General features: G+C 41.9%; 22 protein-coding genes, 1 tRNA gene and 1 riboswitch. Of the genes, 7 read left to right on the top strand and 16 right to left on the bottom strand.

The window, feature by feature from the left end; translation table 11 throughout:
- Positions 1 to 128: 128 nt before the first annotated feature.
- Positions 129 to 767 (top strand): MgtC/SapB family protein, encoded by a 639-nt coding sequence (locus AC59JO_RS06800; RefSeq protein WP_413668208.1) that lies wholly within the window; start codon positions 129 to 131, stop codon positions 765 to 767.
- Between the two features lie 48 nt (positions 768 to 815).
- Here AC59JO_RS06800 and AC59JO_RS06795 read toward each other — a convergent pair whose 3' ends face one another.
- From AC59JO_RS06795 to kdsA, 9 genes are all read right to left on the bottom strand, one after another.
- Positions 816 to 1,853, bottom strand: a complete 1,038-nt coding sequence (locus tag AC59JO_RS06795; protein ID WP_497304293.1) for an alpha/beta hydrolase-fold protein — start codon at positions 1,851 to 1,853, stop codon at positions 816 to 818.
- A 101-nt stretch (positions 1,854 to 1,954) separates the two neighbouring features.
- Positions 1,955 to 2,212, bottom strand: coding sequence for a hypothetical protein (locus AC59JO_RS06790; protein ID WP_497304291.1), 258 nt, complete (start codon positions 2,210 to 2,212; stop codon positions 1,955 to 1,957).
- A 78-nt stretch (positions 2,213 to 2,290) separates the two neighbouring features.
- Positions 2,291 to 3,073 (bottom strand): helix-turn-helix transcriptional regulator, encoded by a 783-nt coding sequence (locus tag AC59JO_RS06785; protein WP_497304289.1) that lies wholly within the window; start codon positions 3,071 to 3,073, stop codon positions 2,291 to 2,293.
- Between the two features lie 348 nt (positions 3,074 to 3,421).
- Positions 3,422 to 3,503 (bottom strand) — tRNA-Leu (locus tag AC59JO_RS06780).
- Between the two features lie 93 nt (positions 3,504 to 3,596).
- A complete protein-coding gene (locus AC59JO_RS06775) occupies positions 3,597 to 4,385 on the bottom strand; it encodes a helical backbone metal receptor (protein ID WP_413668211.1) in 789 nt (262 codons plus the stop codon).
- Between the two features lies 1 nt (position 4,386).
- A complete protein-coding gene (locus tag AC59JO_RS06770) occupies positions 4,387 to 5,790 on the bottom strand; it encodes an undecaprenyl-phosphate glucose phosphotransferase (protein ID WP_413668212.1) in 1,404 nt (467 codons plus the stop codon).
- A 209-nt stretch (positions 5,791 to 5,999) separates the two neighbouring features.
- A complete protein-coding gene (locus AC59JO_RS06765) occupies positions 6,000 to 7,331 on the bottom strand; it encodes a nucleotide sugar dehydrogenase (protein WP_497304287.1) in 1,332 nt (443 codons plus the stop codon).
- 110 nt (positions 7,332 to 7,441) lie between these two features.
- Positions 7,442 to 8,377 (bottom strand): KpsF/GutQ family sugar-phosphate isomerase, encoded by a 936-nt coding sequence (locus AC59JO_RS06760; RefSeq protein ID WP_497304285.1) that lies wholly within the window; start codon positions 8,375 to 8,377, stop codon positions 7,442 to 7,444.
- Positions 8,378 to 8,401: 24 nt separating this feature from the next.
- Positions 8,402 to 9,178, bottom strand: a complete 777-nt coding sequence (gene kdsA, locus AC59JO_RS06755) for a 3-deoxy-8-phosphooctulonate synthase (RefSeq protein ID WP_413668215.1) — start codon at positions 9,176 to 9,178, stop codon at positions 8,402 to 8,404.
- 344 nt (positions 9,179 to 9,522) lie between these two features.
- Between kdsA and AC59JO_RS06750 the strand changes: the two genes are divergently transcribed.
- The 4 genes from AC59JO_RS06750 (at position 9,523) to AC59JO_RS06735 (ending at position 11,412) form a co-directional block, all read left to right on the top strand.
- Positions 9,523 to 9,852: an ArsR/SmtB family transcription factor gene (locus AC59JO_RS06750; RefSeq protein WP_413668216.1), complete on the top strand. Its 330-nt coding sequence runs from the start codon at positions 9,523 to 9,525 to the stop codon at positions 9,850 to 9,852.
- 6 nt (positions 9,853 to 9,858) lie between these two features.
- Positions 9,859 to 10,278, top strand: coding sequence for a VOC family protein (locus tag AC59JO_RS06745; protein WP_413668217.1), 420 nt, complete (start codon positions 9,859 to 9,861; stop codon positions 10,276 to 10,278).
- A gap of 120 nt (positions 10,279 to 10,398) precedes the next feature.
- Positions 10,399 to 10,887, top strand: coding sequence for a VOC family protein (locus AC59JO_RS06740; RefSeq protein ID WP_413668218.1), 489 nt, complete (start codon positions 10,399 to 10,401; stop codon positions 10,885 to 10,887).
- A gap of 24 nt (positions 10,888 to 10,911) precedes the next feature.
- The gene (locus tag AC59JO_RS06735; RefSeq protein WP_413668219.1) at positions 10,912 to 11,412 is read left to right on the top strand and encodes an SRPBCC family protein; all 501 of its coding nucleotides are present in this window, start codon (positions 10,912 to 10,914) and stop codon (positions 11,410 to 11,412) included.
- A 37-nt stretch (positions 11,413 to 11,449) separates the two neighbouring features.
- Here the strand turns inward: AC59JO_RS06735 and AC59JO_RS06730 are convergent, their stop codons facing one another.
- Positions 11,450 to 11,698, bottom strand: a complete 249-nt coding sequence (locus AC59JO_RS06730; protein WP_413668220.1) for a cysteine-rich CWC family protein — start codon at positions 11,696 to 11,698, stop codon at positions 11,450 to 11,452.
- Positions 11,699 to 11,751: 53 nt separating this feature from the next.
- Complete coding sequence (gene metE / locus AC59JO_RS06725; protein ID WP_497304281.1) at positions 11,752 to 14,076, bottom strand: 5-methyltetrahydropteroyltriglutamate--homocysteine S-methyltransferase; 2,325 nt, start codon at positions 14,074 to 14,076, stop codon at positions 11,752 to 11,754.
- 172 nt (positions 14,077 to 14,248) lie between these two features.
- Positions 14,249 to 14,441: riboswitch (cobalamin riboswitch) on the bottom strand.
- 224 nt (positions 14,442 to 14,665) lie between these two features.
- On the opposite strand from metE, the gene AC59JO_RS06720 reads away from it, so the two are divergent.
- A complete protein-coding gene (locus AC59JO_RS06720) occupies positions 14,666 to 16,030 on the top strand; it encodes an MFS transporter (RefSeq protein WP_497304279.1) in 1,365 nt (454 codons plus the stop codon).
- Positions 16,031 to 16,037: 7 nt separating this feature from the next.
- Here AC59JO_RS06720 and AC59JO_RS06715 read toward each other — a convergent pair whose 3' ends face one another.
- On the bottom strand, positions 16,038 to 17,483 hold the full coding sequence (locus AC59JO_RS06715; protein ID WP_497304277.1) for a TlpA family protein disulfide reductase: 1,446 nt from the start codon (positions 17,481 to 17,483) through the stop codon (positions 16,038 to 16,040).
- Between the two features lie 278 nt (positions 17,484 to 17,761).
- Between AC59JO_RS06715 and AC59JO_RS06710 the strand changes: the two genes are divergently transcribed.
- Positions 17,762 to 20,125, top strand: coding sequence for an alpha-L-rhamnosidase-related protein (locus tag AC59JO_RS06710; RefSeq protein WP_497304275.1), 2,364 nt, complete (start codon positions 17,762 to 17,764; stop codon positions 20,123 to 20,125).
- A gap of 67 nt (positions 20,126 to 20,192) precedes the next feature.
- Here the strand turns inward: AC59JO_RS06710 and AC59JO_RS06705 are convergent, their stop codons facing one another.
- The 4 genes from AC59JO_RS06705 to AC59JO_RS06690 form a co-directional block, all read right to left on the bottom strand.
- Positions 20,193 to 20,804 carry an MCP four helix bundle domain-containing protein gene (locus tag AC59JO_RS06705; RefSeq protein ID WP_413668225.1) on the bottom strand — a complete coding sequence of 204 codons (612 nt, stop codon included), beginning with the start codon at positions 20,802 to 20,804 and terminating at the stop codon, positions 20,193 to 20,195.
- Between the two features lie 103 nt (positions 20,805 to 20,907).
- Positions 20,908 to 21,933 carry a LacI family DNA-binding transcriptional regulator gene (locus tag AC59JO_RS06700; protein WP_497304273.1) on the bottom strand — a complete coding sequence of 342 codons (1,026 nt, stop codon included), beginning with the start codon at positions 21,931 to 21,933 and terminating at the stop codon, positions 20,908 to 20,910.
- Positions 21,934 to 22,043: 110 nt separating this feature from the next.
- On the bottom strand, positions 22,044 to 23,279 hold the full coding sequence (fucP, locus tag AC59JO_RS06695) for an L-fucose:H+ symporter permease (protein ID WP_497304271.1): 1,236 nt from the start codon (positions 23,277 to 23,279) through the stop codon (positions 22,044 to 22,046).
- 65 nt (positions 23,280 to 23,344) lie between these two features.
- Positions 23,345 to 26,314 (bottom strand): discoidin domain-containing protein, encoded by a 2,970-nt coding sequence (locus AC59JO_RS06690; protein ID WP_497304269.1) that lies wholly within the window; start codon positions 26,312 to 26,314, stop codon positions 23,345 to 23,347.
- Positions 26,315 to 26,353: the final 39 nt, after the last annotated feature.

The following is a 26,353-nucleotide window of genomic DNA, read 5'->3' as shown; positions in this document are numbered from 1 at the left end:
CGCAAAACACCGTCTTGTATTACATCAGATGACATCCGCCTCTTACCTCATCACATACACAACGAAAATCCGCTGTTCAACTATTTATAAAAATCATATATTCGATTATAATCAGTGTAATTGAATTTATGACTTTTGATATAGAAATTCTGATCAGGTTTTTGCTGGCCTTGTTGTGGGGCGGACTTGTAGGCGCCGAAAGAGAATATCACGGCAAAGCGGCTGGTTTCCGTACCACCATTATGATATCTTTTGGCGCTTGTTTTTTCACATTGATGTCAACAGCTATTGGTGCGCCCAATAATGCAGACAGGATCGCTTCAAACGTTGTTACCGGTATTGGCTTCCTTGGTGCCGGTGTTATTTTCAGAGGCGAAAACCGGGTTAATGGCATAACCACGGCAGCTACTATATGGGCGGTTGCGGCAGTGGGGATGGGTATTGGCGCCGGTTACTATTTAGCGGCCGCGTGTGCCAGTATAATGATCTTGTTTATACTTGCCGTACTTCCTTTTTTTCAAAAGAAAATAGACTATTATAATCAATCCAAAACGTTTTACATTAAATGCCCGATCCCGGCAAATGGCATCATGTTATGCGAAAATATGATGAAAGCTCATAAATTGAAATTCAAGATGATTAAAAGAGTAAAAGACGGCGACTATATGTTTTTAACGTGGCAGCTTCAAGGACCTTCGGTAAAAATGGACGTATTTGTTAACTCAATTATTGATATTTCTTTTATCGAACATTTTGAGATTTCGTGATACAGTTTCTGTTTGAGGCACCCATCTGAAACCAAAGAACAACCGCATCTATTTTTCATGCTGCTTTAACCACTCCTGATATTTTTCCTTCAGCCATTGGTCCTGGTCGTGCCGGTACGCGGGAGTAGATACGGAAAAATGATCGCCCGGATAATACGCAAAGGCGATGGTGGCATTGATCTTTTTCATCTCATTTTCCAACAGATGCACAGGAAGATTTAAAGAGTAGGTATCCTCGTTACCCACCGATATCCGTATTTTATCCCGCAAGTCGTTCTTCAACCCATACCAGTTTTTTCTGAGATAAAGCGATATATCATACCGTTTCCAGTGTTCCAACACATCCAGTCGCATTTTACCTGTGGTATAGTCATATAAACGTTTTACCTGTCCATTTTTGTCGCGCGGTCCGTAAACCGCATCAAAAGAAATTCCCTGTTCGCCGCGATAAATCACTTCTTCATAATCGTATTTATAATTTTTCGTTGGCTCTCCTGCATACTTATTCACTTTTACGCATGATCGAAAATCGACTGGGTCGGGCGCACTGGCATTGATCCCGGCAAATAACTTAGGGTAATGTATTTGCAACCACAAGTATGCCCACCCGCCACTGCTATGGCCTTTAGCCAGGAAAGCGCCATTACAACGGTATTCTTTTTCGAGCAATGGAATAAATTCGCCTGTCAATGCGTCGGCCCAGGGCCCTGTATTCTCGCTGTTGGCATAAACACTGTGGCCCAAACGGCAATTACCATCCAGAAACACCTTTATGCAGGCGACAGTATCAATTGGGAAAGCAGCAAGCGTGTCGCCATTTTCTTTGGAATAATGGTGGTAATCACTACCGTAACCGTTAATCATAAACACAACAGGAAATTTTCTTTCTTTTTCGCTGAAATATTGCTTAGGCAGAATGACAGCTCCGTCAACAGTCATCGATCTGTGACTGAATTTACTCAGCAACTTAGATGGAGCCTTAAGCTCCTTTACATAAGTGCTGTTCACAAAAACAAGTTGAGGTACCACCTGATCACATACCAAACGGATTATCTGAGTTCCATCATTGTCGAAATTAACCTGCACGCTTTTGCTATACAGATTACCCGGGCTTGTTCCAATATTTCGTCCGCCCAGGTCTCTGTCCCAAACAGCCTGTACATAATAAATACCACGCTCAAGCTTACTTAAGGCACAGGGTGAGCAATAGCTATATCGTCAAAAATAACAGCTGCACCGGGTTTGATATCTTTTACAATCCGCCGGTAACAAGGTTCATATAGCTCATTCTTAGGCTCGGTTGCCTTTTTTGAAAGATACAATATAACACTACCGGTGAACGGTCCCTTGAATGCTGATGAGGAATAGCTCACTTTGAATTGTTGTGCAACTGCAAAACCAATTAGTTGATAAAACAAGAACAGTATGGTGATGATATACTTCATATTAAAATTAGTTTCTTCAAATGTAATTCTCAGAAAAGCGGGAAAATAGAACGAAATTTGCCTTATATAGCCCTGTGCTTAAAGTTTTCGGTAATGCTTTGGTATTAGTCCGGTATAATCTTTAAATTTTCGGATAAAATGGCTTTGATCCGAAAAATTGCAGGAATGTGCGACTTCAGTCAGAGAAATATTCTCATTCTTCATCATTGATAACGCACGTTCTACTCTTAGCTTACGCACATAGTTTCCAAGCGTGCATGCAAAATAATGAGGGAAATGCTTAGATATGGTGACAGGATTTACCCCGGAAATCTCCGACAATTGTTTTAGAGTATTATTTTCGTTCCATTTATCATTTAGCAATTCGTACACTATGGTAACCCATGCGGGTAGTGTCCTGGTATGGCCGGCTATCTGCGAAAGGGAAGCAAATTGTAAGAACAGCATCTTGATTGAGTTGGCTGAAAGATCATCCTGATATAATAACTCCGCATAAATCTTTAGCATCAGAAACTTAGCATCCGGAGATCTTTTGATGATATTTAAAACTGTATTCTCATCAATATTATTTTCCGCGAAAACCTCGGGTTTGATTTCAAGGGAAATATATCGTGTGGGGAAAGCGGTAAAAGTGGTCTCGTGCATCTCACCTGCATGCAAAAATGCTAAATCAGCAGCCCTTCGTTCAAAGCTTTGAAATTGTCTCTTTTCAAGGCATCTCCCCTCAAGTATAAAGACAAGGTTAGTGCACTCATGATAATGTTTTCCCGGGTTGCCGATTGCATCAACCTGTGTGGAAACACGCAGATCGAGATCCACTGCATGACTTGTAAGATCTTTAATATGTAGGGTGCTTTTCAATAATTTCAGCGTCAATATATATTACGTGAATTTAATCGTAACATCCATGCTAAAACTCTATAACATTAATAATGAGCAATATATCTTATCCCGAACGAATAATGGGCTGTTCCGCAAGCGTACACTAATAGTACGATTATGACATACTATGCTATACTACCGTACAAAAACAAACTCATCATTATTTCAAACCAAATTATGGTCCCGGCATGCAGTGGAAATCCGCCGAAAAAATATATTATGCAGGTATTTTAGGTTGGAAGACATAATTATCCATGAGCAAACATGGTATGTTTAAACAAAAACAAGCCCCTTTAAATTACTTTAAAGGGGCTTTTACCTTTTTAGTGCGGAAGAAGGGACTCGAACCCCCACGCCGTGAAGCGCCAGATCCTAAGTCTGGTGCGGCTACCAATTACGCCACTTCCGCGTTTCTGTTTTAACAGGCTGCAAAGATAGCGTTTAATATTATACTTAAAAACATAATTTTCATTTTTTTGCTATCATGCTCATTTAGTAGGGATTAATTTTTTATCACCTCATCCAACAGTTGCTTAAAGTACATTGGTGCATGCAAAAGTCTGCTGCCATACCAGGAAAACATTTCACCATCAACCAAAACCACCCTGGCATCCGGTAGCATTACCTTAAACTCCTCTATATGTTTTTGAACAAATGGATATGGCTCAGATGAAAGAAAAACAAGATCCGGCTTGGTAGCAATCAAGGTATCCGCATCAATTTCCGGATAACGCTCAGCATCGATTACATTATTCAGCCCGCATATTTGCAGCATGCAATCAATGAAGGTTCCTTTGCCGGCAAGCATATAGGGTTTACGCCAGATGAGGTAAGCAACCTTCAGCCTGATTGGAGTAAGCTGTATATCGTTAAAAAGATGACTTATTTCCTTACAGAGATCGTTTGCCAGCTCTGACCTGCCAGTAATGTCGCCAATGCTGCTAATCATTTGTAAGGCCGAATCCAGGTCAAAAATATCGCTGATCCATACCGGGCAAATATTCATTAATTCTTCTACCTGGAAGCGGTCATTCTCTTCCTTATTGGCAATTATTAAATCAGGTTTCAGCAACCGGATTTTTTCAATATCAAGTTGCTTGGTCCCTCCTATTTTGGTAACTGAATTAACCTTTTCTGCAGGATGAATGCAAAACTTAGTAACGCCAATTACCCTGGCATCTAAGCCAAGGTAAAAGAGCAATTCTGTTTGGGAGGGTACAATAGAAATGATCCGCTCAGGCACCCCGCGAAGTTTAACCTCGCGATGTAGCTGATCCCGGAATACCGGCATATTAAAACGCGTTCTTTTCGCCTTTAAACACGTTCCACACGGTTAAGAATATAATTTTCATATCCAACAGGAACGACCAGTTTTCAAGATACCAAACGTCGGCTTCAACGCGTTCAAGCATAGCCTGCGTGGTTTGGGTTTCGCCCCTTAGGCCCGACACCTGCGCCCATCCGGTAATGCCCGGTTTAAGGAAATGCCTTACCATAAAGGTATCAATGAGCTGTGAATACTGTTGAGTGTGGCTTATCATATGCGGCCTTGGCCCAACAATAGACATATTGCCCAATATTACATTAAAAAACTGCGGCAGTTCGTCGATACTGGTTTTGCGGATAAAAGCCCCAGACTTAGTTATACGTGAATCGCCGCGTGTAGCCTGTTTCTTATCCGAATCATGATTAACCCTCATGCTGCGGAATTTATAGCATTTAAAAGGCTTGTTATCCCTGCCAGAACGCTCCTGAACGAAGAATATAGGACCTTTTGATTCAAGTTTTATAATAATGGCCAGAATAGGGAAAAGCCAGCTAAAAATAAACAGAATAACAAATATCGAAAAACAAATGTCAAATAAGCGTTTGATAGAACGGTTAAGCATATTCTCCAAAGGTTCGGGCCTTACGGATATAATGGGAATATGACCAAAACTTTGTATAAACGTTGGCTTTTTAGCATAATCGTAATACTCAGGTACAAACTTGAACCTGATCAGGTTTTTATCAGCATCAAGCATCAACTGCTCTATTTTATCTGCTTCGGAATTGGGAAGAGTACAAAATATTTCGTCAACCTTGTTGTTAAGTACATAGCTTATACAATCATTGGTGCCACCTAAATAAAGATTTTTATCCAAAACAGTATCAATCCCGTCATCAAAAAAACCTACAAGGTTGTAACCACGCTCAGGGTTTTGTTTAAAGAAGCTATAAAGATCCAATCCGATCCGGCCTCCGCCAATAATGATAACCGTACGTGTATCGATAAGTGAAGAACGGTCGCTTTTACGGATGGTAAGGAATATCAACTTCCATAAACCAAGCAAAAAGCCAAACAATGCCAGCGAATAAAAGAGATATTCACGCGTTATAAAATAAGCATTGGTTCCTATTAATATAATGATAGTGAAACAGATAAAGCTTACAAACAGCAAATAGGTTTTAATTACGCCGCGATAAGTTTTTATTGAATCTTTATTAAGTACATGTTCATACAAGCCGGTAATGTTTGCTGACAGCAGCCAGATAAGGTTAAAAACCAATACAATAGGCAGGTATTTCCTGTTGTTTATCCAAAAGATGTATGACCTGTCTTCGATGAAGTAAGAAATTACCATGCTCATATTAAGTATAATATAATCGATGGTAAGGTTCACTGCTTTAATAAAAGTAGCGTATCTGTGAATCATGTATATGTGCTTATGTAGTATGCAACCCTGCTAAAATTACTATAATTATTTATAAATAACAATGTCATAATTAAATGAAGACACCGTTACGAATGTATTATTGCCACAGCCACAAAATTAAAAATTAAGAAATTTATTCAAAATGAATTCTCTGTTAACAGAGAGAAAAATATGAATTTTGTGTGAAAAAATAACTGTAAAAACAACATTTACAACCGTCCATTTACAACATCCTTGTTTAAAATGCCTTTAATGTCATAAATTACGGATGATGGTGTATGCTTTAAACCATTATAGTCGATATTATAAAACTCCTGATGTGCCACAGCCATAACAATAGCATCATAATTACCGCTTAACTCCTGATAGTTTTTCAGCGTAGAAATACCGTATTCCCTTTTTACTTCACTTGGGTCGGCCCATGGATCGTATATTTCACAAACTGCGTCAAAGCCATCAAAACCTCTGATGATATCAATTACTCTTGTGTTGCGAACGTCAGGGCAATTTTCTTTAAAAGTAAACCCGAGTACCAGGATCCTTGAGTTTTTAACCGCGATATCATTCTTTACCATCAGCTTGATAACTTCAAGGGCCACATAACTACCCATACCATCATTAAGCCTTCGCCCTGCCAGGATAATTTCCGGGTGATATCCCATTTGCTGAGCTTTTGCTGCAAGGTAATATGGATCAACTCCTGTACAGTGTCCTCCTACAAGGCCCGGTTTAAAGTTCAGAAAATTCCATTTGGTACCGGCAGCAGCTAATACAGCGTGGGTATCAATATTCATGATATTGAATATTTTAGCCAGTTCATTTACAAAGGCGATATTTATATCACGCTGTGAATTTTCTATCACCTTGCACGCTTCGGCAACTTTAATAGCCGGGGCTTTATGGGTCCCGGCTTTAACAATTGACTGATATAAACCATCAATAAAATCGGCCGCTTCGGGTGTTGAGCCCGAAGTAACTTTTAAAATATTGGTTAGCGTATGAACCTTGTCGCCGGGATTTATACGCTCTGGTGAGTAACCCACGAAAAAATCATTGTTATATTGTAAACCCGATTCTGCCTGCAAAACCGGCACACAAACTTCTTCGGTTACACCAGGGTAAACTGTCGATTCATAAATAACCACATCTCCCCTCTTTAATACACTGGCAATTGATTTACTTGCCTTAATGAGCAGGCTCAGATCAGGTCGGTTGTGCTGATCAGTAGGTGTAGGCACCGAAACGATATAAACGTTGCACGAAGTAATATCGGTCACCTGGGATGTAAAAGTTAATCCCTTACCTTCCTCCTTTAAGCTTAAAACCAACGACAACTCATCGGTACTGGTTTCAAGGGTGCGGTCAAACGCATTGTTCAGTTCATCAACCCTGCTTTGTTTAATATCAAAACCTTTTACAGGATATTTTTTGGCAAACTCAACCGCGAGGGGCAATCCCACATAGCCAAGACCTATTATTGCAATATGAATATTTGCAGGAGCCTGAAATTTATTAGTGATCGGATTTGATTGATCAGACATTTAATTTAACACGGTAGATATGATAGATACCGGTAAAGGTAATCAAATATTACCGAAATCTGATGCTTACAATGCAAACAGCAAGTGATCAAAACTAACTTGAAGCGATTTTAAGCGGTATAAATCTGATAAACTCCTGTTATTGAACGGGTATGTGCAGAACCAACCAGTAAAGTGGTTATTTTCTTTTCAAGCATTAATTGCTCGGCATAACCTACAAATTCATTCTCATCAATAATGACAGGATTAACAGTCATAATTTCGGCTATGGTTAACGTTGAGGTATCCGGGTGTTTGAGCAGGGCCCTGCGAAGATCGCCATCTGTCACTACGCCTTTGATCCGGGATGAATCGCCAACCATAACCATACCCAATCTGCCTTCAGACATGCGCAACAGCAGATCCATAAATGAAGCTTCTTCATTAATAAAAGGCAGCTTTTCAGTACGCATCAGGTCTTTTACCTTTACCAGCAATTTGCGACCGAGGCTTCCCCCGGGATGAAAACGGGCAAAATCATGTTGCTGAAAGTTTCGTGATTCCATTAATGCTATAGCCAGGGCATCGCCCATAACCAGCGCCGCGGTAGTTGACGATGTTGGCGCCAGTTCAAGCGGGCAAGCTTCCCGTTCAACTTTTATATTAAGATGATAGCTGCAATTTTTGGCAACCGTTGATAAAGGATTACCGGTAATGCCTATCATCACATTTTTATTCCATTTTAAATAAGGTATCAGTTTCAGTACCTCATCAGTTTCGCCCGAATAAGAAATCAGCAGCACAACATCATTGGCGCTTACCATACCCAAATCACCGTGAAACGCCTCGCCCGGGTGTAAAAAGAAACTCGGTGTCCCCGTGCTAGCCAGTGTTGCGGCTATCTTTTTACCGATAAGCCCCGATTTACCAATACCGATAACAACCAGCTTACCTGTTGATTTAAGCACGGCATCAACAACCCGCGCAAATTCGTCATCAATTAAACCGGCCACATACTGCAGCGATTCTATTTCAATATCAAAAACCTTTTTTGCAATGTCTTTCATAGATCCCAACACTCGTACAAAAACCTATCCTACCAACGGAGCTAAAACTTTATCCAGTTCATGTAATTTAACCATGTTAGGACCATCGCTCAGGGCATTATCAGGATCGGGATGTGTTTCTAAAAAGTAGCCATCAGCGCCAAAGGCTTTTGCGGCAAGCGCCATCATAGGCACAAATGTGCGGTCGCCACCGGTTTTGCCGCCTGCGCCGCCCGGACGCTGTACAGAATGGGTGCAATCCATACAAACCGGATGACCGAAAGCCTTCATATCGTAAATATTTCTGAAATCAACAGCCAAATTATTGTAACCATACATATTACCGCGTTCGGTTAATATTACCTGGTTATTGCCGGCTTCAATAACCTTTTGAGCAGGATAAAACATATCATGCCCGGAAAGGAACTGGGCCTTTTTTACATTGACAATTTTACCGGTTTGAGCTGCCGCAACCAATAAATCTGTTTGGCGGCATAAAAACGCAGGGATCTGTAATATATCAGCAACCTCGGCTACAATCGCTGCCTGGAAGGGTTCATGAATATCGGTAGTAACCGGCAAACCAAAACGCTGTTTAACATTCATCAGCATTTCCATGCCTTTTTCCAGACCCGGTCCGCGGTACGAGTGAATAGAAGTACGGTTAGCTTTATCAAACGATGATTTAAAAACCACCGGAACATTGTACTTCTGCCCTGCTTCGGCAACTTTTTCGGCAACAGTATATAGCAATTCCTGGTTTTCCATTACACAGGGCCCCAGAATAAAGAACGGCTTTTGGCTTATTTGTTCAAACAGCATATTGTTAGGATATATTTATCAGCCACAAAGATGATGATTTTTTTGAGAATCATGCAGGAGGGCTACTTCTCCCCCCCGGGCAAACGCGTATAAACAGGGGTTAACAGGGTTAACACTTTTCAAATAAGAAACTTGCAATATATTTATAATCAAATGTTTAATTTTAAACGGAGTTAACATTACGCTGATATTTTTGGACACTTGAGCAAGTCTGAATATTTAAATGTATTTGCCCTTCACTTCTCCCCTTCTTTATCTATAAAGAAAATATTCAGAAAAATTTGCGTAAGCGATCACTTACATATAAATTTATAAGCAATTACTTACATATCATATCGATTTAGATGAGACGAGACGTTTTCCAGGCCATTGCCGATCCAACCCGCAGGGATATCATTAACCTGATAGCTTTTAAACCTATGAACCTGAACGCTATCGCGGATAATTTTGATGTAAGCCGTCCTGCTATATCTCAACATATAAAAATCCTGACCGAATGTGGCCTTATCGCCATAAAAAAACAGGGCCGCGAAAGATATTGTGAGCCGCGCCTGAAACAGCTTGACGAAGTAGCACGATGGGTAGAACGCTACCGCAAAGTTTGGGAAGAAAAATTTGAAGCCCTTGATGACCTGCTCGAAGAACTAAAAAACAATGATAAACCTTTAAAATAATCAATTATGACAAAGCAATTCTGGATCAACCTGCCTGTAAAAGATGTAAATGTATCAAAGGAGTTTTTCAGTAAACTCGGCTTCCGGTTTAATTCGCAATTCGGTAATGGCCCAAATTCCGCAGCCATGCAGATTGGCGAAAAGGATGTTACCGTTATGCTTTTTGATGAACCTACCTTTAAAGGCTTTGTTGAAAATTGCGGCCTTGCCGATACAGCCAAAGGAGTTGAGGTATTGTTATCTATAGATGCCGAAAGCAAGGAAGAAGTTGACCAGTTGGCACAAAAAGCTATAGAAGCAGGCGGCAAAAGCAACCATAGCCCCCGCGAAATGGATGGCTGGATGTATGGCTGCCTCTTTACTGACCCTGATGGCCACAGCTGGAATGTGCTGCACATGGATATGAGCAAAATGCCACGTGGATAAAAATCAATTTGTCGCTATCGCCCCCTTATCTCGTCGTTTTTGCACACTATTGGCCATTACCGGCGCTGGTAACTTTGAAATATCAAAAGCAACAAATTTTCACCAATAACAACAGAAACCATGGCAACATTTAAAGCAACCCAGAAAGTGACCCCTTTTTTATGGTTTAACGGAAACCTTGAAGAAGCATTGAAATTTTACACCTCGGTATTTAAAAACTCAGAAAGTGAGGTAAGCTCACTTACCGATCCAGGCAACGGTCGTAAAATGATAGTCGGCACGTTCCGGATAGAAGACCAGCAATTTTTAGCGTTAGATGGCGGACCGATGTTCAATTTTTCGCCCGCTACTTCGTTTTACATTAACTGCAAAACACAGGAAGAAATTGATTACCTATGGGAAGCCTTACCTGCCGGCGGCGGCAAAACCAATCAATGCGGCTGGCTTGACGATAAGTTTGGCGTTACCTGGCAAATTGTTCCTGAAGTTATGAGCGAACTACTTTACAACAATGAGAATCCTGAAAAAGCCAAAAGGGTTATGGCAGCAATGATGCAGATGACCAAAATGAATATCAAACTTTTACAGGAAGCTTACGATAACGATTAACCAATCACCTAAATAAAAAACACCATGATCACCACAAAAAATCAAACCGGCATTAAAGCAGAACCTGGCAAACAGGAGATTTTTATAACCCGCGAATTTGAAGCACCTCGTGAACTTGTTTTCAGAGCTTTTACTGATCCTGAGCTTATTGTTAGATGGCTTGGCCCGCGTGAGCTTAAAATGCGTATAGACAAATATGATTGCCGCAGCGGAGGCTCTTACCGCTATATTCATACCGATCCGGCCGGTAATGATTACGGCTTTCATGGTGTTATCCATGATGTAACCGCACCTGAACGCATCATCCAGACCTTTGAATTTGAAGGATTGCCGGAAAGCGGCCATGTTACACTTGAAACTGCCAGATTTGAGGCGTTACCCAACAACAGAACCAGGGTAACTGTTCAGTCGGTCTTTCAATCTGTGGCCGATCGTGATGGCATGCTACAATCGGGTATGGAGCGGGGCGTAAATGATTCGCACAACCGCTTGGATGAACTATTTGAAGCAGGGAAAATTGCATGAAAGCAAAAAGCATAAAACAAGCTTTTATAATATCTTGTTAATGCTTGCCCTTTTTGATTGCTTCAAGTATCGTTCTCATTTTTTTCTGAGCCGGAGTTGTACTGATCTCCCGTTTCATAACCATCAAACAATTGCGGCAAAGGCAATCAGGGTAGGTTAAACGGATATAGTCACGCTCCTGATCGGTAAAGTTGATACCCTGGCACTGACAAAGTAAAATACTGCCAACCTTGCATTCAAAAGGCATATTACACCGCGGGCAATGTTTATTTTCATGGTTTGCCATAACATATATAAAACTGCTGTGCACTTACAAATAAGGCACAGCAGTTTATTGTTTTAAGCAGTTACATTGTTAACTACGCTTTCGCGGATGGATTTTGCAGCCTCCACCATTTCTATTAAGGCCTTTTTAGTTTCATCCCAACCGCGGGTTTTTAAACCGCAATCGGGATTTACCCAAAGCTGGGCATCAGGAATTACAGCCTGCGCACGTTTAAGCAGATAAATCATCTCCTCCCTGTTGGGTACGCGGGGCGAATGAATATCATACACACCCGGGCCAATTTCATTAGGATATTTAAAATCGGCAAAAACATCCAGTAGTTCCATTTGCGAGCGCGAGGTTTCTATCGTGATAACATCAGCGTCCATATCCGCAATATTTTTAATGATATCATTAAACTCCGAATAGCACATGTGTGTATGGATCTGCGTGCTATCCTGAACGCCGCTTGCCGAAATCCGGAAAGCTTTAACCGCCCAGTCGAGGTAATTTGCCCTGTCATCCCTGCGAAGCGGTAAGCCTTCGCGAATAGCAGGTTCATCTATCTGTATAATCTTGATGCCGGCCTTCTCCAAGTCGCATACTTCATCACGAATAGCCAAAGCTATCTGTGTACAAGTTTCAGAACGTGGCCGATCATTACGTACAAACGACCATTGCAAAATGGTTACCGGGCCGGTTAACATACCCTTCATCCATTGCGAAGTTAATGACTGCGCATAGGCCGACCATTTTACGGTCATTGCCTCTGGCCTTGATACATCGCCATAAATAATAGGCGGCTTAACACAACGGCTACCATAGCTCTGTACCCAGCCGTTTTGCGTAAAAGTAAAACCAGCCAGTTGTTCGCCAAAGTATTCAACCATGTCATTACGTTCAAACTCGCCATGCACCAGTACATCCAAACCTATTTCCTCCTGCCATTTTACCGCCTTTTCAGTTTCCTGTGCTATCAGCTCATCATATTCAACCGCTGTCAACTCTCCCTTTTTTAAACGCGCACGCCAGCTGCGCACCTCGGTTGTTTGCGGGAATGAGCCGATGGTTGTGGTAGCAAAAAGCGGCAGATCAAGCAAAAGCTGCTGTTCTTTTTTCCGATTGGCGAAAGTGCTTATACGCCGTTCGTCGCTCTCGGTAATTGTGCTTACCCTGCGCTTAACAACCTCATCATGAATAAGCGGAGATATCCGCCGGGCCTCGTTTGCCTCCCGGTTTTTAGCGAGCTGGTGCAGGCTGCTGTCGCTGACAACTTCTTCCGATAACCGACTCAGCAGCACCACTTCATTAACTTTTTGACGGGCAAAGGCCAGCCATTGTTTAATTTCGGAGGTAAGTACCCCTTCGTTGGTTTCACTTTGCAGGTCGCATGGCGAATGGATCAATGAACATGAAGGAGCAACCCAAACGCGGTCGGCGCCCAGCTTATCTTTCGCATTGTTTATAATGCCTAGCGAGTTGATAAAGTCGTTCTTCCAGATGTTGCGGCCATCAACTACGCCCAAAGAGAGGATGATTTTTTTAGGAAGATGCGCAATTACATCATCCAACTGCTGTGGGGCACGAACCAGGTCGATATGTAAAGCATCAACCGGTGATGAAGTTGTTAAAGCCGTGTTATCTCCCAATCGTTCAAAATAAGTTGCCAGTACTATCTTCAGAAAAGGAAACTCTTTCCTGAGCTGAGCGTAGGTATCTTTAAATGCCTGCTGTTGTTTTTCGCTTAAATCAAGCGCTAAAAATGGTTCATCAAACTGAACCCATTCAACACCTAAAGCTTTAAGTTTATTCAGAATATCAAAGTAAACAGGCAGTAAATTTTTGACAAGGTCTATCCTGTCAAACCCTGCTTCCTTTTCTTTGCCTAACAACAGGTAAGATACCGGGCCAAGCAATACCGGCTTACTGATGATACCCAATTGCTTAGCCTCATAAAACTCATCAATAACCTTGGTTGAGAAAAGTTTAAACTGCTGATCTTTATAAAATTCGGGCACTATGTAATGGTAATTGGTATCAAACCATTTGGTCATTTCCATAGCCACAATATCCAAACCTTCTTTTTGATAGCCACGCGCCATAGCAAAATACAAATCGAGCTCTGTATTGCCTTTTTGTTGAATTACCTCGTGATAGCGTTTGGGAATAGCACCAAATGTTAAGGAATGATCAAGCACCTGGTCATAAAACGAAAAATCATTTGACGGGATCAGGTCAATCCCGGCTTCCTTTTGCAGCAACCAGTTTTCTTCCCTAATGTATTTACCAACAGTAAGCACATTTTTTAATCCTGTTTTGCCTGCCCAGTAGTTTTCGCAGACTTTTTTTAATTCGCGCCGGCTACCAATACGCGGGTAGCCTAAATTTTGCGTTAGCATTTCTTTTAATTGATTAAATGAATAAATCGGTTAAAAGCCCTTTCAGCTAAGCTTCGCAATGTTTTGTGATATGTAAAAATGGAGAGAATATATGAGTACGCGCCCTTATAACGGGATGATCCCGAACAGGCAAGCAATCATAACCCCGACCAGAGCTTCATACCGCGAAAGCACCGTCAATTCAGTATTAGGCAGGTCTCCTGACTTGTAACATTTTTGCCGCCCTTCCCATCCCGATTTATCGGAACAGTGGGCATTATTGGCAAAAACCTTTTGTGTTACTTACAGTTGCGCGACAGTTCGTGATTTGCACACGATTCCCTATTAATCTACAATTAAGTAAAACCTATACCGGTTGATGAAGTAAAGTAAAGAACTTATCGGGGCAAATATAAGGATATGCCACCTGAATATTCAGGTTATTTTATTTGTTAAAACAGGCTCCTTTAAAAAGCACACTAACTGGCCTTACATTTAGATATTCCTGTTTCGCTATAAGTCACACAACGGTCAATAAACAATTAACCCTTACAAACCGTTGAATTGTACCATTCCCGGTGAAAAGCGTTCCTTAACTTTGGCGGCTTCTATGAGTCAGCAAACACGTACAAATACTCCGGGTTTTGGCTGGGCGGTATTAACTACCAGCCTCGCCTTCGTGGTAGCCCAGCTTGATGTTTCTATTGTTAATATAGCTTTGCCCGAAATTGCAAAAGCGTACCATGCCGGCATCAGCACTCTGCAATGGATAATTGACGCCTACACATTGGCCTTTGCCGTATTGATGCTGTCGGCAGGTAGCCTTAGCGATCTTTTGGGATCAAAAAAGATCTTCCAGATAGGCTTGATCGTTTTCGGCATCGCATCGGCGGGCTGCGGTTTGGCGCCGGATGCGCTTACGCTTATCATTTTCAGGATAGCCCAGGGAGTCGGCGCAGCTATGATGATTCCAAGCTCACTTGCACTGCTCAATCATCAATTTGCGCATACACCACAGCTACGCACACGCGCCGTAGGTTTATGGACTGCAGCCGGAAGCTCGGCCCTGGTAGCAGGTCCTACTATCGGCGGTTTATTAATAGCGTTTAGCAACTGGCGTTATATTTTTATTGTTAACATCCCCATTTGCATTATCGGCTATGTCCTGAGCTTTAAAATGGAGCAAACCGCAAAAACAAACAAAAAAAGCTTTGACGTAGCAGGGCAGCTCATCTGGATGCTATCGGTCACCACATTAATCAGCGTAATTATTGAAGTACCAAGACTCGGGTTCAGTAATGCTTTAATCTGGGGCGGACTCATATTAAGCGTGCTACTATTCGGTATTTTTTTATGGATCGAAAGCAGGGTCGCCCACCCCATGCTGCCATTTCACCTGTTTAAATCCGGGCAATTTAATGCGCTATTGGTATTGGGTGCAGTTTTAAACGGTTCATATTACGGTACTGTTTTTATACTGAGCCTTTATTTGCAAAAGGTACTGAACTATCCCTCCCTTATTGCCGGGTTCGCATTCCTGCCGCTTACAGTAGGTTTTGTTATATCAAATGTAATCAGCAGTCGCATTATTAACCGCTACGGGATTCGCAAACCCATTGTTGCCGGGTTAATTATGTTTGCAGTGGGGTTTGCCGGCTTATTTATAGCCTATGAGCATACACCTTATATTCAGCTATTCCTACCTTTTCTGAGTATTCCGATGGGAATGGGGCTTGCTGTACCGGCCATGACCAACGGAATCTTATCAAGCGTAGATAAAACATTATCGGGCACGGCTTCTGCTATTTTAAATACTTCGAGACAAACAGCCGGCGCCATCGGTGTAGCCGTTTTTGGCGCGATGGCAGCGGGAGGCAGTGTATCTATTTTAGGAGCGGTATCTAAAAGCGCAACTATTTCCATCGGATTAACTGCTTTAGCCTTGTTTTTGGTAACCAGGAGTGTGAAAAAGTAAAACCATGTTACTGCTTCGCTACGGCCTCATTGAGCAGTTGTTCTGCCTGCGCGTTAGCCGGGCCGGGGGCATCAAAGCTCAACATTTTACCTTCTTTATCAATGAGTATATATTTTGGAATAGCATTGGCCACGTACGTCTGAGCCACGGTGCCCTCATTATCGTAAAGTTGCAGCCAATCAGGCTTTTCTTCTTTGAGGGCGTTCCTCCACTCCTTTTCTCCGTCATGTACGGCAATACTTACAAAAGCCACCTGCGGATTGGTTTTAAATTTGTCGCTCAGTTTTTTATATGCGGGCATTTCCTGGCGACATGGGCCGCACCAACTGGCCCAAAGATCAATATAGATAACTTTTCCTTTAAAATCGGCCAGGCTAAAAACCTTGCCCTGATCGCTGGGTAAAGTAAACGCCGGAGCCGGTTTACCAATTTGTACCTGCATTAACTGCTGCTTCTTCTCGATAAAATTATTGGTAAGATTAGTTTTTAAAGCGGCGCTGCTAATGGCATCGATAAATGCCTGCATTTCTTTTTTTACAGCATTTAACTGTTCAACAGAGTTGGAGCCCCCAATTCTCTTTTCAACATAGCGGTTAAGGTAAAAATCCCTGACTTTTCCGGTGAAAAGCTGTTCGATTTTTCCAAGCGTATAACCAGGTTTCTTTACAGCAGCCGAATCACGCAACAAATCCAGGCGTTGCTCATAAATGTAGTAAAGTGGCAATACCCATGATTTATAATCTTCAGATAATAAATACTCATCATGCGATATGCCATTTGAGAATGCAGGCGGCGTGTTTTTCGCCACCAGTTCACGCATCTGAGCAGCATTGTATTTAACCAAATCAAGATGCTGGAGCAGCATGTAAAAGTTTAAACTTTGGTTATCTAAATCAATCATTTTCTTAAACGTATTGGAGTATTTATCCCCCACTGCGGATTTCTTAAACACTACATTTAATACTGAATCTTCCAGCATTTTTGATTTTTTAAGGAACTGTATTAATTCATCTGTCTTCAAATCATACCATGCGGTCTTGTCATTCCGTGCTACCAGGATCGAATCTAATTTCACCCGGTATCGATTGACTTCGCCGCCTACGCCGCTGATCTTTTTAGTTTTTGACAGGCTGATATAATCGGCGGCATCGCCGGTTATATGGAGATCATAACCAGGAGCCACATAGATGCGATTGATCTGCGTATTATTTTGCTGGATACTGGTTCGTTGCGGCCAGGCTATTTTGTATGTTTTTAAATAAAATTCGCCCATATCATTGAGCCTGATCGTATCGATAACAAGTTTTCCGTTAGCGTCCTCAAAAAAGATCTTTAGCATCTTTTCAGCAGAATTGGTAAGCTTTCCCTGTATAATAAAGGGCTGGACAGCGTTTTGGGCTACCCCGTTGCTGATAAAATAAAAACTGAGCAGGAGCAGGATTATTTTTTTCATAGATGTAATTGGCAGGTTTAAACAAATATAACTTTCATGAGGTGATTTCAATAAAACATTAAGATTTAGTTTGTTTTACTATCAAAACCAGGAACAGAGTTACCCTCCGTTAGCTTCAAATAAAAACACAACCACATCAACTCCTTAAACATAAAAAAAGTAAAAATTATAATAAATTGCTAAATCGATTTAATTATATTAGTCGAACCAATTTTTATTATCAAACATAAACAGGAAAAACCAGCCTGGGCCATTACCAAATAACCTATTTAATCTGCATGAAACGTTTTCTACTTTCCATTTTATCGGCAACAATCATCCTTTTAACACAAAACAGTAATGCACGAATCCTTCATCCGCCAGAAGAACGGGCATGGAACGCGCAATGGATCTCTGTACCTGGCATCACCGGGAATGAATACGGCATTTATTATTTTCGCAAAAGCATTCAGCTTGCTAATAAGCCGGCCAGCTTTATTATTAATGTATCGGCCGATAACCGGTATAAGCTCTATGTAAACGGTACATTAGTATCCCTTGGACCAGCGCGGGGCGATACCTTTTATTGGAACTACGAAACAGTAGATCTTGCACCTTACCTCACCGCCGGGAAAAACACTGTAGCCGCATTGGTATGGAACGAGGCCCAATATCGCCCGGAGGCGCAGATTAGCGTGCGTACTGCATTCATTATACAAGGTAACACAACAACCGAAGAAATCCTGAATACCAATAATACCTGGAAAAGCACACAGGACAAAGGGTATCAACCCATCTGGGGCTATTTTGCAGCCAGCACCGGCGAAATGGTAGATATGAATAAAAGCATTATGAACTGGTACTCACCCAATTTTGATGATACCACCTGGCCAAATGCAGCTAATCTTTTCGGTGGGCAATTGAAAGGACAATGGGATGGTTTCGGATGGCAATTGGTGCATTCATCAATTCCGCAACGGGAGTTGATCTATGAACGAATCCCAACCATACGTAAGGCTACCGGAATGGATGTTCCTCCAACCTTTCCGGGCAACAAAGCACCATTGACTATCCCTGCCAACACTACGGTTACCGTGCTGCTCGATCAAACGCATCTCACCAATGCCTACCCTACCATTAATTTCAGCGGCGGAAAAGATGCCGGCATTTCTCTAAGCTATGCAGAGTCTCTTTTTGATAATTTAAGTAAATACGGCATGCGGAAAGGTAACCGCAATGATGTGGCGGGTAAAGATTTTTCGGGCAGAAAGGATAGCCTCATCTCCAATGGTAGTACAGCGCAATCATATACAACACTCAATTTCCGGACTTTTCGTTACATCCGTTTAATTATACATACACAAAATGAGCCATTGGTTATCAACGATTTGTATGGCACCTTTACCGGGTATCCATTTAAACAAAGTGCTGTTTTTAATACCGATAACAAGGAGATAAAACAGATCCTTGACATTGGCTGGCGTACTGCCCGTTTGAATGCATTTGAAACTTATACCGACTGCCCCTATTACGAACAGTTACAATACATTGGCGACACCCGTATCCAGGCAATGATTTCCTATTACTACAGCGGCGATGACCGCCTTGCGCGTAATGCCATCAATCTGATGGACCATTCGCGTTTAGCCGAAGGTGTTACTCAAAGCCGCTATCCTACTCATGATACCCAAATCATTTCAACTTTTTCGTTATGGGATATAGGCATGCTGCATGACTATTGGATGTACCGGGGCGATAGTACTTTTATTAAAGATAAACTGGATGGCGAACGGGCTGTGTTAAAATTCTTCAGCCAATACCAACAAGCCGATGGTTCATTAAAAAACACCCCGTATTGGACATTTGTGGATTGGGCCAGCGGCAAAAACTGGGACGTTGGTTCGCCGCCAAAAGGTACAGATGGCAGTTCGGCCATTATTGATTTGCAGCTACTGTGGGCTTACCAATGGGCCGCCGCAATGGAAGCTAAAATGGGATTACCCGATTATGCAGCTTTGTACAATAGGCAAGCCGCTAAACTAAAACAAACCATTCAACGCAAATATTGGGATCCGGCCAAGATGTTGTATGCCGATACGAAGGATAAAGATCATTTTTCGCAGCATGCCAATTCATTGGCTATACTTACCGGCATGGTAAAAAACGCGGATCTAACTGCGTTATCTAAAAAATTATTAGCCGATACCTCCTTAACCCAATGTACCATCTATTTCAAATACTACCTGCACCAGGCATTGGTAAAGGGTGGTTTAGGAAACGACTATATGAATTGGCTTGGTATTTGGCGCGATAACATCAAAATGGGATTAACTACCTGGGCCGAATACTCCGACCTTAAATATAGCCGGTCGGACTGTCATGCATGGGGAAGCAGTCCCAATATTGAATTTTTCAGAACAGTTTTAGGCATCGACAGTTATGCCCCCGGATTTAGCAAAATAAAGATTGAACCCCGTTTAGGGACATTGACCAAAGCAGGCGGCGAGATTCCTCATCCCAATGGCAAGGTAACGGTGAGTTACGTTTTAGAAAACAACAGGTGGAAAATACGGATCAGTTTACCGCGGCACACATCAGGTGTTTTTGAATGGGAATCAAAAACATATATACTTAAAGGCGGTGAAAATGTTATGGTTATTTAAATACAAGCAGCTGAAGACTTACGAAGTTTTAAAAACTTCGTAAGTCTGGCTTCTATCATTTAAGCTTTTAATTAAGCAAATGCCGTTCGTCCTGCCTTAAAATCATTTGCTCCCGGGCGCTTAGCAGCACCATGATAAACAGTCCGAGCAAAATGCAAACAACAACACCGAAATTGGCAGTAACTATACTCGAACTTACATTTCTTTGTCCGCTTTGAAGCAAGCGGTTACTCTCGCCAACCTGTATTGCTATAAGCTGATCGAGCGATTTAAGGGCCTGGGTAAAAACATATTCGGCGTTGTTTTTGTCCGCCTCCTGTTTCCTAAGATTAGTCAGCTGAGTGCGGAAAGTCTTCCACTTTGCCGATTCTTCTTTCGTTAATTGAGTAGCTTCATATTTCTTTGCCAGTGTTTCTATAGCTGCATAATTACTGCTGATTTTGGCCTGGGCATCCGGACCTGAAGCCGCTGCAGTTAGTTTGTTTTCATAAAGCCTGTTGCTTATTTCATGTACAAAAGTAGCCGGCAGCAGGCGGTCGTTCATGATGGACGTCAGCGTTTTATCCAACGCTTTAACATTGTCCCGCCCATTCCAGTTAGCTAATAATAGCATAGCGGTAAGCACAGCTAAAGCCAAAACCATTCTCGCTTTATTTTTTATAATAAAAGCCCGTGTCATAACAGTAAATTTTTATTAAAGATAATAAAAGGATGCCCCGTTACAGAAAACCTGCCTCTGCAAGTGTATCACTTACGACTGCTAATATATGGTTCTTTTAAAATTAATCAACCTTTAAACCGTACGATGAGCCTCTGATCTGCAGATTGGTTTTAAGAATTATAGAATGCGAAGCTGTGCTAACTCCTTTTGTATTCAATTTTTTGAGCAAAACTGTGATCACATTATCAGCTATTTCATCAACCGGTTGGGCTATAGCCGTTACCGGGGGCGAATACAACTTAAAAACATCGTAATCGTCAAATGATATAACAGCCATGTCTTCCGGCACTTTAATACCAATTGTATTAAATACTTTTAATCCGCAGGTACCTACATGGTTGGTACCAAAAACTACCGCGTCAAGATCTTTATATTTTTTGAAAAAGGCAGTCATCGGTTTAATGATCATTTCTTCATCCTGGTTAAAGACTATTTCTTTAATTACCGGAACAAAACGGCTTTCCTTCAATGCATCTTTGTAGCCCTGTACACGGGCCATCATTTGTGTTTGTGTAGAAGCAAACGTAACAAAGGCAATGTTTTTATAACCTTGCTGTATCAGATGCCGGGTGGCATTATAAGTACTGAAAAGATTATCGACTTCAACATAATCCGTATTTACCTTTGGTAAATGCCTGTCAAACATCACCACCGGTAATCCGGCCTTTAGCAGCTGTTCCACATCATCTTCAATACCTTCGGGCGGAGCGATAATATAACCATCCACGTGCCTGTCGCGGAACATATTGATCAACTCCTTGGTTTTTTGTGTATCATTATCGGTACTGCAATAAATTATCTTGTACCCGTTTTTATAAGCCCTGTCCTCAATAAGCCGGGCAATGCTGGCAAAAAATGGGTTTGAAATATCTTCAACCATTAAACCAATGGTATTTGACTTGCCGGTACGCAAACTCTTAGCCAGTGAGTTAGGTTTATACCCCACCTCTTCAACGTATTTGGTAACGCGCTCCACCAGGTCCTCACCTATCCGCTTTTCCTTGGCCCGGCCATTCAGTATAAATGATACCGTGGTTTTAGAAACCTTTAATTCATTGGCTATATCAACAATCGATAGTTTTTTCACTCGGCTAAAAATTGGCTAAAATCAAATATAAAATATAATAGCTCAATAACCATAGATTATTGAGCTATTATTGGCCAAAATATAAAAATAAATCGATTAAGCTACTTTGATTATATACATTGCTTGTTAAGCTTCGGATAACTGATACCGAATAAAAATATCACCGCATAACAAATGATAGGCAGGTAATAAGCTGTAGCTACATTATGATTAGCGATTAAACCCATAATGGGCGGAAACAAGCCGCCTCCAACAACACCCATTACAATAAACGAGGACGCGTTTTGAGTTTGCGCGCCTAAGTTTTTCAACCCAAGACTAAATATGGTTGGGAACATAATGCTGAAGAAGAAGTTGATAAACAGCAAAGCCACAAACGAAACCACGCCAAAACCTTGCGCCACAATGATACACATCAGGATATTGCCCAGCGCAAATATCGCCAGCAATTTATTAGGGGCTATATAGCGCATCAGGAAGGTGCCGATAAACCGGCCAGCCATCATCATTACCATACTTAAGGAAAAATAATAACCCGCATGTTCATCAGTCAGATGCATAATTTCGTGCCCGTAGTTAATGAAAAACGCCCATGTACCTCCCTGGGCAGCCACATTAAACAACTGAGCTATGGCGGCAAATACAAAATGTTTTTTCCTGAACAGGCTTTCCTCAATATGTCCTTCGGAGGCAACCGCGTATGAATCTGCAGCTACCACGTGCGGATCCTGCAACGGGGGAACCTTTAAAAATGAAAACGCTACACCGACCAAAGCTATCACAGCACCAATTACAATATAAAGATGCTTTACTGATATCAGGTCGTTTGAATGCTCCTGCCCTCCTTTTAAAACAAAGTAACCACCCAACAACGGACCAATAACGCCACCAACTCCGTTGAAGGCCTGCGAAAAATTGATACGCTGGTCGCTGGTACGCTGATCGCCCAGAGAGGCAACGAAAGGATGAGCCACGGTTTCGAGTGTAGCGAGGCCACAGGCAAGAATAAATAATGCAATTCTGAAGAAGTCAAACGATTTAGCATCAGCCGCCGGAACAAACAGGAATGCTCCTGCAGCATAAAGGCCGAGACCTAAAAGTACGCCATTTTTATAGCCGAACTTTTTCATGAACATACCCGCCGGGATGCCCATCACCGCGTAAGCGCCAAATAATGACAGCTGTACATAAGCCGAGCGCGACTTTGATACGTGCAATACATTCTGAAAATGCTTGTTCAAAGTATCGCCAAGCGTCATGGCTATCCCCCAGAGCATAAATAACGAGGTTACAAAAATGAGTACAACAAGGAACTTACGTTCGGTAAATTTAGGTTTGGAATCCATTATGCAGGTTTGTATGTTAATTGGACCGGTAAATTAGTTTAAAACTTCAATGTACCAAAGGCTTATTATTTATTTTCTATCCTAACCGGGTTATTATATGGCTGTACCAATAATTTCAGATGATCTTTACCCAACAATGCCGCATCAAACTCTATCCTGATATCTTTTGTTTCACCTCTCATGAGCGAAAAATAATTGTCATTCATGATGGCCGGTAAGATCTGCTCGCCAGTACTTGCTTTGGTAGCCTGTATGCGAATGGCAAAAGCGGCCGACTTTGATGACGATGGGTTGCTGATCTTAGCATCTATATAGTATTTGCCATTAATTTGTTTTGTAGTTGATAATACTTTCAGGTTAACTTTTGGCAGTTGATTGAGAGCGGTGAAATCTGTGCGTTTATTACCTCTCCAGTAAAAATTATCTGATACCAGTTTCCCGCTTTTATCCACCAACTTCAGTTTAATAAAATGAACATCGGTAAAGCCGCTGCTTTTAGGTGCTCCATCGTACAATTCAAAATCCCAAAGTGAGTAGCCCCAATCCGAGCCGCGCTGCAAACCGTACATACGCACATAGCGTCCTTTTACATCATCGAAAGTGATTTGCTGCACGCCAACATGGCCGTCACGGCTTTCATAAACATCTTTCCAGCTTTTGGCATCATCAGATACCTGAATTTTGAAAGCTTTGCCATAAGCCTCTTCCCAATTCAATTTAGCGCCGTTTATTTCCAGCTCCTTCCCGAGATCAACATAAATCCACTCCGCATCGTTGGAATTACTGGCCCACCTACTGCCCGAATTACCATCAGTTACAGAACCGGCTTCGCCCGTAGTAGTTGATGACGCAAAAGCCGGTTTGTTTAATGCAAGGTTTTCGCGATTATCGGCAAAAGCCATGATAAAGCAATTTAAGGCGGTATTTGATGGTGCATCAATAGTTTTTGAGAGGCTGTATTGCTTTACGATTTGCCCGTCGCTGTTATAAACATCGGCATAAGCTGTCAACCCATTTTCATCGTTACGGGTTGTATTAATGACCTTAATGGCATTGTTTACCGGGTTCCATTGAATGTGCAGCGGCTCGCAAGCTTTTTTAGCTCCCCAGTAAGCACCGGTGAGGTCATAGTAGTAATCATAAGTTTGCCACACCAGTGATGGGTATGCGGATTGGCTCATCCAGGTCATGATGCCGGAAGCATCCTCCCAAATGTTATCTTCCCAGCCCTCGTACATAGCCTTATTGGTTTCGATGTTTAATAGCTGGGCCTTTCGGCAATAATCTTCAATACCCGAAGCCGCACCATATCTGTTTTTAATGCCGTCATCATACCTGTCGGGCCCGGCATTACCTGCCGACGGGCCGAAGAAATGCAGGTTCCACATTTCATTACGGGGCCACCACTTATCCTTCGGCATAAACTTTTTAAAGCTATCAAAATTGGTAAATACCGCTGTGCCAATCTCGCTACGTAAGCCCCAACCCTGGTTTCCGCCAAAACCATTAGGAAAACGGCTAAAATACCAGCGCGGATCAAAGTTAGTCCACGGGCCGCTGCCTGTCAGGTTACCTGCATGCGAATTGGACTGGTAGTATCTATCGTTACCATCATAAGCGCTGATATCCTCCCGAAGCCAGTTATTAAGCGGCGGCAAAGGTTCACCCTCATTATCACCGCACCAAATGGCAATTGAAGGGTGGTTCCTGAACCGTTTTATTTTTTCGATGGCATTAGCGTTAAAAGTATTTACATCATTAGGAAGGTTAGGGATAGAATTAAGCCAGAAATCATCCCAAACCATAATACCATATTTGTCGCAGGCGTCATAAAACTCTTCATCGGTAGTTGATCCAATCCAGTTGCGGATAATGTTAAAATTCATCTCTTTATGCAAACGTACTTTGGTATCATATTCATCTCCCCTGCAACGAAGCATATATTCGGCCATGCCCCAGTTACCGCCTTTCAAAAACACTTTGGTGCCGTTCACATACAAATGCAAAACATGACCAACGGTATCATAACTGTACTTCTTGATGCCAAATTTGATCTGTTTGCTATCAGATACTTCATCGCCGAGCTTCAGGCTTAAGTTACAAGTATACAGATTGGCATCACCGTAGCCATTCGGCCACCAGAGTTTTGGGCCGTTTATTATCAATTGCGAAAAATGTTTAGGATCGATTTTGATCTCGGCATTACTGTTAGCCCCAACAAATACTTTTTGGGTAAACTGAATATTTCCAGGATTAATAATGCCTGTTAACACACCTGTTTGAAAAACATCAGTATTATTTTTCACGCCAAGTGAAACAGATACTTCGGCACGAGCTGTGGTAGGCACGTCTGTACGAATCCAGGGATCATTGATGATAAAGCTTCCGGTATTGGTCAGGTATACATCATCAGTGATGCCGCTATTAAGGCCTGGAACGTAAGGCATCCAATCCCAACTGGCGCTGGGAATATAGGTTGGACTGGCATAATTCACCAATGGGTTTAGCGGGCAATACACCAAAACAGCCAATGTATTGGCACTGGTTTTATTAACCAGTTTAGTTACATCATAAATCCCACGTTGCATAAAACCGTCTAAACTGCCAATCTTTTTCCCGTTAAGGTAGATCTCGGCTTTGCGGTTTATACCCTTAAAGTTGAGCCAGATCTTTTGTTTGGTAAAATTGGCGGGGATATTAAACTCTGTACGATACCAGAAATTGCGGTCGTATTTCTTTTTATCGACTTTATAAATATTATCTCCAAAATTGGGATCCTTTTCTAAACCGGCATCTACATATGATGAGAATACCGTACCAGGAACAATGGCCTTCACCCAATCTGCGGCCGCGTAGCCGTTTTTGTAGATGTCGAGGCTGTCGGCTCCGAGATCTGCCTGTGCCATTACTTTCCAGGTTATTTGTTTGTTGGTGTTGTTCAGGTAAAATATTTCCTGTGCCGATGCCGCATTAAACAACAGTAGCATGGTTGTAATTAGCAGGGCCAGTTTCTTTAATTTGTAAATATTGATCATAAAATCGTTTTAGCGAGTGTATATTTAAAAGACGTCATT

Source organism: Mucilaginibacter sp. A5337, assembly GCF_059690695.1.
Note: the sequence above shows the minus strand (reverse complement) of the source record. Positions and strands in the feature narration are given on the sequence as shown.